We start from the raw sequence: 6939 nt of genomic DNA on the forward strand, positions 1-6939 counted from the left end.
GGCGCGCGCCAGACTAGACCGAAGCGTTGGTCTTGGCGTAGATCTCGGCGAGGAATTGCTCGACGGCGACCGCGGCGTTGGCGGCCCGCGCCGACCCGAAGATGTCAAAGGCGTGCTGCGCGAGAGGCAGTTCGGCGTAAACCACAGGCTGACGACTGAGTTCACGGAGCCGCGCGCTGAACGCACGGCCCTGCTCTACCGGGATCAGTGAGTCGTTGGTTCCGTGTAGCACGAAAAACGGCGGCGCGGTGGGAGATACGTAGGTGATCGGCGAGGCTGCCTTGAATGCCTCGGTGATATCGCGCCGCCCCCGCTTGAACACGTACTTGCCGAGCATCGGGGCCATCAGCGGATGAACGGCCGCCTGGTGGTTGAAGTCGTAGAGGCCGTAGAACGGAACCGCCGCCCGCACAGTGGTATCGGCGTCCTCGAAGCCGGGTTGAAACCGCGGATCGTTCGACGTAAGCGCGGCAAGGGCGCTCAGGTGGCCGCCGGCTGAACCGCCGGTGATCGCCACCCAGTCCGGGTCGCCGCCGTACTCGGCGATGTGTTCCTTCGTCCACGACAGCGCGCGCTTGACGTCGACGATCTGGTCGGGCCACGTCGAGCGCGGGCTGAGCCGGTAGTTGATCGCGACACATACCCAGCCCAACTCAGCGAGGTGGCTCATCAGCGGATAGGCCTGCTGCCGTTTGCTTCCCACCATCCAGGCGCCGCCCGGGACCTGCAGCAGCACAGGTGCTTTACCGTTGCGATCGAGGTCTGGCCGGCGCCAGATGTCGAGGTGATTCCGCGTCCCGTATTCCCCGTAGGCGATGTCGGTGTCGTGCGCGTAGTCGCGATAGATGCGCGCCATCCGGAACACGCCCGGCGACTTCGCCGTGCCCGGACCGGCCGGCCGCTTCCATAGATCCGTGGAATCGGTGCGACGGTCGTGACCCAGGCCGGCATCAAGCGCCGCGGTCAGCGGTTGCTTGCTCTGGTGGCCAATGCGGTCCAGGCGCATCAATCCCAGCCAGGACAGCGCGGATACCAGCCAACTGAATCTGGCCAGCGGGGATGAGAGCCTGCCGGTTATCGCGGCCAGCAGTGCCACCTGAGCGGCGATCACCTGCAGCGGCAACTCCGAGGCGAACACCCCCACCGCGAATGCGTACATCGAGAGATATCCGCGTTTACTCAGCGGCCGATAGCCGTTTGCCGTGATCGCGACGCTGGCCAGAGAAGCCACGACAGCTGACAACTTTTTCACGGCCTTCACTTAACCACAGCAAAGTTAGTCACTGAAACCACTTGCGTCACTTTGGCTACCTCAAGGACATATGTCTGGTGACCCTAGGGAACATGCGTGCGGTTTAGCGAGCCGGGCCGATGAAGCCGAGGAGCAGATCGGCGACCCTGTCCGACTGGTCGAGTTGGAGGAAATGCCCGGCGTTGTCGACAACGGTCACGTCGCTGTCGTCGGGCAGCGCGTTAGGAATCCAGCGCGTGAAAGCCGATGTCATGCAACCGTCGTCGCGTCCGTGGAGGTACAGGCTCGGCAGCATGGGCCGCGATGTCCAGTGCCGGTGCAAGTCCCGGTATTGGATCGGCGGACGGGAGTTGCGGATCGTCGCGCGGTAAGGCCCCAGCGCGGCGCGCCAACTCTCGGGCGTGCCGATCGCGGCGTCGACATGGCGCAGGTCGGCTTTGGCGTCGTAGCCGGGCGACCAGGATTTCCACAGTCGTGGCAGCACCCAGGAGGCGGAACGCTCTGGCAGCCAGGGCAATTGAAAGTACATGATGTACCAGCTGCGAAGCAGCTGTGGCGGGATCTGAGCCAGCAGCCGGACGGTGTCGGGGACTCGGCCCCGGAACGCCGCCGCCGGCGGGACCGACATGATCACCGCCTTGGCGAACGGGCTGTCCGGAATCGCGGCCAGGCCGTTGGCGGCCATCGCACCCCAATCGTGCCCGATCACCACATCGCGTTCAGTGCCGCCGACAGCGGCGCGGACCTGCAGCGCGTCGTCCATCAGGGCACCGATGTGATAGCTGCCGTCGATCGGGATCGACGACGGCGCGTAGCCGCGCATGAACGGCGCCACCACCTGCCAGCCGGATTCGGCCAGCCGGGGCGCGACCTTGCGCCAGCCGTACGCGGTATCGGGAAAACCATGTAGGCACAACGCAATTGGCCCATCAGTCGGCCCCCACGCGAGTGCCTTCAACTCCACGGCTGGGGCTTTGACGTCGATCCAGCGGTGTTCGGTCATCACCTGGGTCCTTTGCGTGGGCAGTCTCGGGCGCACGACGAGACCAGACGCGCGACCAGCCCGATCCCCGCCACCCCGGAGGATCGCTGGGCCGGCAACACGTGCGCGGCATCGATGGGCATGTTTCCCAACGTAGTTGGTCAGGCAAGTACTCGTGCATCTCATGCATGGCTCGGGTGGATGCGCAGGACCCATTGAGGTAGACCCCGGTGAACACCGAAACCCATCTGAGTAACGTCAGAGTGCGATCGACCGAGAGGACCCACCCGTGACTGCCGCACGCAACACCCCCAGAACCGTCGAGTTCTCCGTCATCAAGGGGCTCACCCTGGTCGCAGACGAGTGGGGGCGCAGGACCGAGGCGTCAACCGATCGACCGAGCGTCCTGATGCTGCACGGCGGCGGACAGAATCGGCACTCCTGGAAAAGGACCGGCCAAGTGCTGGCCGACCAGGGCTTCCACGTCGTCGCGCTCGACAGCCGCGGCCACGGCGACAGCGACCGATCGCCCGACGCCGACTACCACGTCGAGACGCTTTGCGCCGATGTCATGCAGGTCCTCGACGCCATCGGTCGTCCGGTGATCTTGATCGGGGCCAGCATGGGCGGTCTGACCGGCATCCTCGTCGCCGACCGGGCCGGACCAGAACGGGTCAACCGATTGATCCTCGTCGACGTCGTGCCGCGGTTCGAGAAGAACGGCAGCGCCCGCATCCGCGACTTCATGTTCAGCGGCCTGGACGGCTTCGCGACCCTCGACGAGGCCGCGGACGCGGTCGCCGCCTACCTGCCGCACCGGACCAGGCCGCGCAGCCCGGAGGGGCTGAAGAAGAACCTCCGACTGCGCGACGGCCGCTGGTACTGGCATTGGGATCCGGCCTTCATGACCAAGCCGGGCGACGACCCGGAACTGCGTACCGAGAACTTCGAGCGGGCCGCCGCCGACCTGAAGATCCCGGTGTTGCTGATCCGCGGCAAACTCTCCGACGTGGTCAGCCCCGAAGGAGTGACGCACTTCCTCGACACCGTGCCAGGCGCCGAGTTCGTCGAACTGTCGGGCGCCGGCCATACCGCAGCCGGCGACGACAACGACGCATTCAGCGACGTCGTGGTTACCTTCGCGACGCGTTAGGGCTCGCGGCGACCCGCTAGTTGGCCGGCTTCTCCGCGTGACCACCGAATTGCTTGCGCATCGCCGAGAGCGCCTTGCTGGCGAAGTCGTCGAGGCTGCGCGAGGCGAAGCGGGACTGCAACGCGGTCGTGAGCACCGGCGCCGGAACCCCTTCGTCGATTGCCGCGATCGCGGTCCAGCGGCCCTCGCCGGAGTCGGACACCCGTCCGGAGAACTCCTTGAGGTCGGGCGATTCGTTCAGCGCGATCGCGGTGAGGTCCAGCAGCCACGAGCCGATGACGCTGCCGCGGCGCCACACCTCGGCGACGTCGGCGATGTCGAAGTTGTACTTGTAGCACTCGGGATTTGACAGTGGCGCAGTCTCGGCGTCGCCCTGCTGAACCCGAGTCCCGATGTCGGCATTGCGCAAGATGTTCAGGCCCTCGGCGAGCGAGGCCATCATTCCGTACTCGATACCGTTGTGCACCATCTTCACGAAGTGCCCGGCGCCGGTCGGGCCGCAATGCAGATAGCCCTGCTCGGGTTCTGCGACCTGGCCGTCGCGGCCAGGGGTGCGCGGCGCGGCGCCGACGCCCGGTGCGATGGTGGCGAACAGCGGCTCGGCGCGCTCGAAGGCGTAGTCGTCGCCGCCGATCATCAGACAGTAACCGCGCTCGCGGCCCCACACGCCCCCGCTGGTGCCGCAGTCGATAAGGTGAATACCCTTCTCGGACAGCGTCTTTGCATGCTTGAGATCGTCACGGTAGTAGGAGTTGCCGCCATCGATGACGATGTCGCCTTCCTCCAGCGTCGTCGCCAACTCGTCGATCACCCCGGTCGTGATCGTTCCGGCGGGCACCATCACCCAGACAACCCTTGGCGCATCGAGCTTTTCGGCTAAATCCGACAGCGATGACGCCCCGGTGACCTTGTCGACACCGTCGAACGCTTTCACGGCGTCCGAGTCGTGGTCGTAGACCACGCCCTCATGTCCGGCCGCCACCACTCGGCGGATGATGTTGGCGCCCATTCGGCCCAGGCCGATCATCCCTAGTTGCATGTTGTCTGGTTCTCCTTAATGGTGATTACCGGCTAGCCACGGCTGTTGCCAGCCACGATGTCCTCGCAGCAATTCGCGCGCTTGGTCGGGCCCCCAGGTCCCGGGCTCGTAGGAGTGGATCTCGCCGGGGTGATCCAGCAGCGGCTGCACGATCCGCCAGGTCTCCTCGATCCCGTCCTCGCGGGCGAACAGTTGGTGATCGCCGGTCAGTGCGCCGTGCAGCAGCCGCTCGTAGGGCAGCAGCGGTTCGCCCAGGTCAGCCATGAACAACGAATCGAGGTGCAGGTCGCGCCACCGATCCCCGTCGAGCGCAGTCAACTGCAGCCGCAGTCCGGGGTCGGGGTCGATGCGCAGCACGATCTGGTTGGGCTGCGCGCGCCGGCGGTCCGACAGGAAGGTCAGCGACGGAACACGATTGGTGAACAGTCGGACCTCGGTGACCCGCTCGGTCAGGGCCTTGCCTGCCCGCAGGAAGATCGGCACCCCCGCCCAGCGCCAGTTGTCGATCTCGACTCGCAGCGCCACGAAGGTCTCGGTGTCCGAATCCTTGGCTACGCCGTCGATCTCGGTGTAGCCGCGGTATTGGCCCCGCACGGTGCGCTGCGGGTCAATCGCCGGAATCGCCCGCAGCACATCGGCTTTCTTGTCGTTGAGGTCGTCGGCGCTCGGCCCGACGGGCGGCTCCATCGCGACTCCGGCGAGCACCTGCAGCAGGTGGTTCTGCACGACGTCGCGCAAGGCTCCGACCCCGTCGTAGAAGCTGCCCCGGTCGTCGACGCCGAAGTCCTCGGCCATGGTGATCTGAATCTCGGAGATGCTGTGGCGATCCCACAGTCCGGCCAGGGCCAAATTGCCGAACCGCAGATACTCCAGTTCGACAACCGGTTCTTTGCCCAGGAAGTGGTCGACCCGGAAGATCTGGTCCTCGTCGAGCACCGCACGCAGTCGCTCGTTGAGTTCGAGTGCAGACTTCAGGTCGTGACCGAACGGCTTCTCCACCGCGACGCGCGATCCGGTCAGCAGCCCGGCCCCGGCCAGGTGCTCCACGATCGGCGCGAACAGCGACGGCGGCATCTCGAGATAGAACAGGCAGTGCTGGGTGGAACCGATCTGGGTGGCCAGCGTGTCGTAGAGCGCGGCGCCGGTGACGTCGCCGTGCAGGTAGGACAACCGCTTGGCGAAGCGGTCGAAGACCTTTCCGTCGACCTTTTCACCAGTGCCTTCGATCGCCTTGCGGGCACGCTTCACCAACTCGTCGACGCTGATGTCGTCGCTGGCGACACCCAGAATCGGGCACTGCAGCAACCCGCGGCGCTCGAGCCGGTAAAGGGCCTGAAACGTCATCTTGCGGGCCAAGTCGCCAGTGATACCGAAAATCACCATTAAGTCTGAGTCGTCGGTGCCGAATTCGGCCAATGAAAACCTCCAGGAGAAATCGGCTGGTCAACGCGGCTCATCAGCTGCCTAGATCAATTAGCCGCAGCCAGCGTCAACCCTAAACACTACGCCTGCACCCGACAACCAACAGATAGCCGCTCATCCGGGTGGGCAAACCTTCGGCAGCTAACACTAGCGAAATATTTACGCGCAGTTGATTTTTCGACACCATGTGAATCCGGCTGCCAGCGATTCACTCCGCGACCCCAGTCATCGTGGCGACCGAGAGGCAGAGCTGAAAGGCTTCGCCGGCGCCCACCGGCTCAACGCCGTGGCCGCGGCTTAGCCGCTAGTCTTCGCCCGCCTCGGCCAGTCGCTGTTGCAGCCGGTCACGGATCTCGTTGGGTGTGTAAGCCCGTCGCCGCCGCTGGTCGCGGACCACCAGTACGCCGCCGGCTGCCACCCCGACAACCCCGGCCAAGCCCAGCAACTTCCAGACGGTGCGCATCGGCCCAGGGTATTCGCGAGTGCATCCTGGCGGGACCGCTATGTGCATATGGTTCGGTGGTGAATACGCACACGGTTGGGTTGAGTCAAGCCCTGGAACACACCAGAACCGGCGACGTCTGGCTGTTCCGCGGGCATTCGGGCCCCGACCGGGCGATCCAGACCCTGTCGAACAGCCCCGTCAACCACGTCGGTATGACGGTGGCGATCGAGGACCTGCCGCCGTTGATGTGGCATGCCGAGCTCGGCGACAAGCTGACCGACGTCTGGTCTGCGACCAACCACCGGGGTGTGCAGCTCAATGATGCCCGCGAGGCCGTCGAGCGCTGGCTGACCCGGTACGGGCAGCGCTGCTGGTTGCGTCAGATGACCCCCGACATCGACCAGGAGCAGGAGAATCGGCTGCTGCGCGTTATCGCGCGCATGGACGGCACGCCATTTCCGTCCACCACCCGGCTGACCCTGCGGTGGCTGCGCGGTCAGCTCCCGACCAGGTACGACTGGGTACGCGGGCTCCCTTGGATCGACTCCCGCGTGCGCGAAGCGACCCGTCGGCGCCGAGCAGAACAGCGCAAGGCAGGCTTCGAATCCGCCTACTGCGCCGAGACCGTGGCCGTCACCTACGAGGA

The 6939-nt window shown here is 65.6% G+C and carries 7 protein-coding genes; 2 read left to right on the forward strand and 5 right to left on the reverse strand.

Going from position 1 to position 6939, the window contains the following annotated elements; genetic code table 11:
- Positions 1–13: 13 nt before the first annotated feature.
- A complete protein-coding gene (locus AC2VOG_RS03165; protein WP_486938463.1) occupies positions 14–1261 on the reverse strand; it encodes an alpha/beta hydrolase fold domain-containing protein in 1248 nt (415 codons plus the stop codon).
- A 94-nt stretch (positions 1262–1355) separates the two neighbouring features.
- The gene (locus AC2VOG_RS03170) at positions 1356–2255 is read right to left on the reverse strand and encodes an alpha/beta fold hydrolase (RefSeq protein ID WP_486938464.1); all 900 of its coding nucleotides are present in this window, start codon (positions 2253–2255) and stop codon (positions 1356–1358) included.
- Positions 2256–2523: 268 nt separating this feature from the next.
- Here AC2VOG_RS03170 and AC2VOG_RS03175 point away from each other — a divergent pair, with 268 nt between their 5' ends.
- On the forward strand, positions 2524–3387 hold the full coding sequence (locus tag AC2VOG_RS03175; RefSeq protein ID WP_486938465.1) for an alpha/beta fold hydrolase: 864 nt from the start codon (positions 2524–2526) through the stop codon (positions 3385–3387).
- A gap of 16 nt (positions 3388–3403) precedes the next feature.
- Here the strand turns inward: AC2VOG_RS03175 and gnd are convergent, their stop codons facing one another.
- From gnd to AC2VOG_RS03190, 3 genes are all read right to left on the reverse strand, one after another.
- A complete protein-coding gene (gene gnd / locus AC2VOG_RS03180) occupies positions 3404–4426 on the reverse strand; it encodes a phosphogluconate dehydrogenase (NAD(+)-dependent, decarboxylating) (RefSeq protein ID WP_486938466.1) in 1023 nt (340 codons plus the stop codon).
- A 15-nt stretch (positions 4427–4441) separates the two neighbouring features.
- The gene (locus tag AC2VOG_RS03185) at positions 4442–5842 is read right to left on the reverse strand and encodes a glucose-6-phosphate dehydrogenase (protein WP_486938467.1); all 1401 of its coding nucleotides are present in this window, start codon (positions 5840–5842) and stop codon (positions 4442–4444) included.
- Positions 5843–6152: 310 nt separating this feature from the next.
- Entirely contained in the window at positions 6153–6311 is a 159-nt protein-coding gene (locus AC2VOG_RS03190) for a hypothetical protein (protein ID WP_428341012.1), read from the reverse strand.
- A gap of 59 nt (positions 6312–6370) precedes the next feature.
- Between AC2VOG_RS03190 and AC2VOG_RS03195 the strand changes: the two genes are divergently transcribed.
- On the forward strand, positions 6371–6939 hold a 569-nt coding region (locus AC2VOG_RS03195), incomplete at its 3' end, for a guanylate cyclase (RefSeq protein ID WP_486938468.1).

The organism is Mycobacterium sp. TH-M11, assembly GCF_057473725.1.

Excerpts from the sequence above, each read along its gene's own strand:
- AC2VOG_RS03190 (WP_428341012.1), bottom strand. The coding sequence starts at position 6,311 with ATGCGCACCGTCTGGAAGTTGCTGGGCTTGGCCGGGGTTGTCGGGGTG.
- AC2VOG_RS03170 (WP_486938464.1), bottom strand. The coding sequence starts at position 2,255 with ATGACCGAACACCGCTGGATCGACGTCAAAGCCCCAGCCGTGGAGTTG.
- gnd (WP_486938466.1), bottom strand. The coding sequence starts at position 4,426 with ATGCAACTAGGGATGATCGGCCTGGGCCGAATGGGCGCCAACATCATC.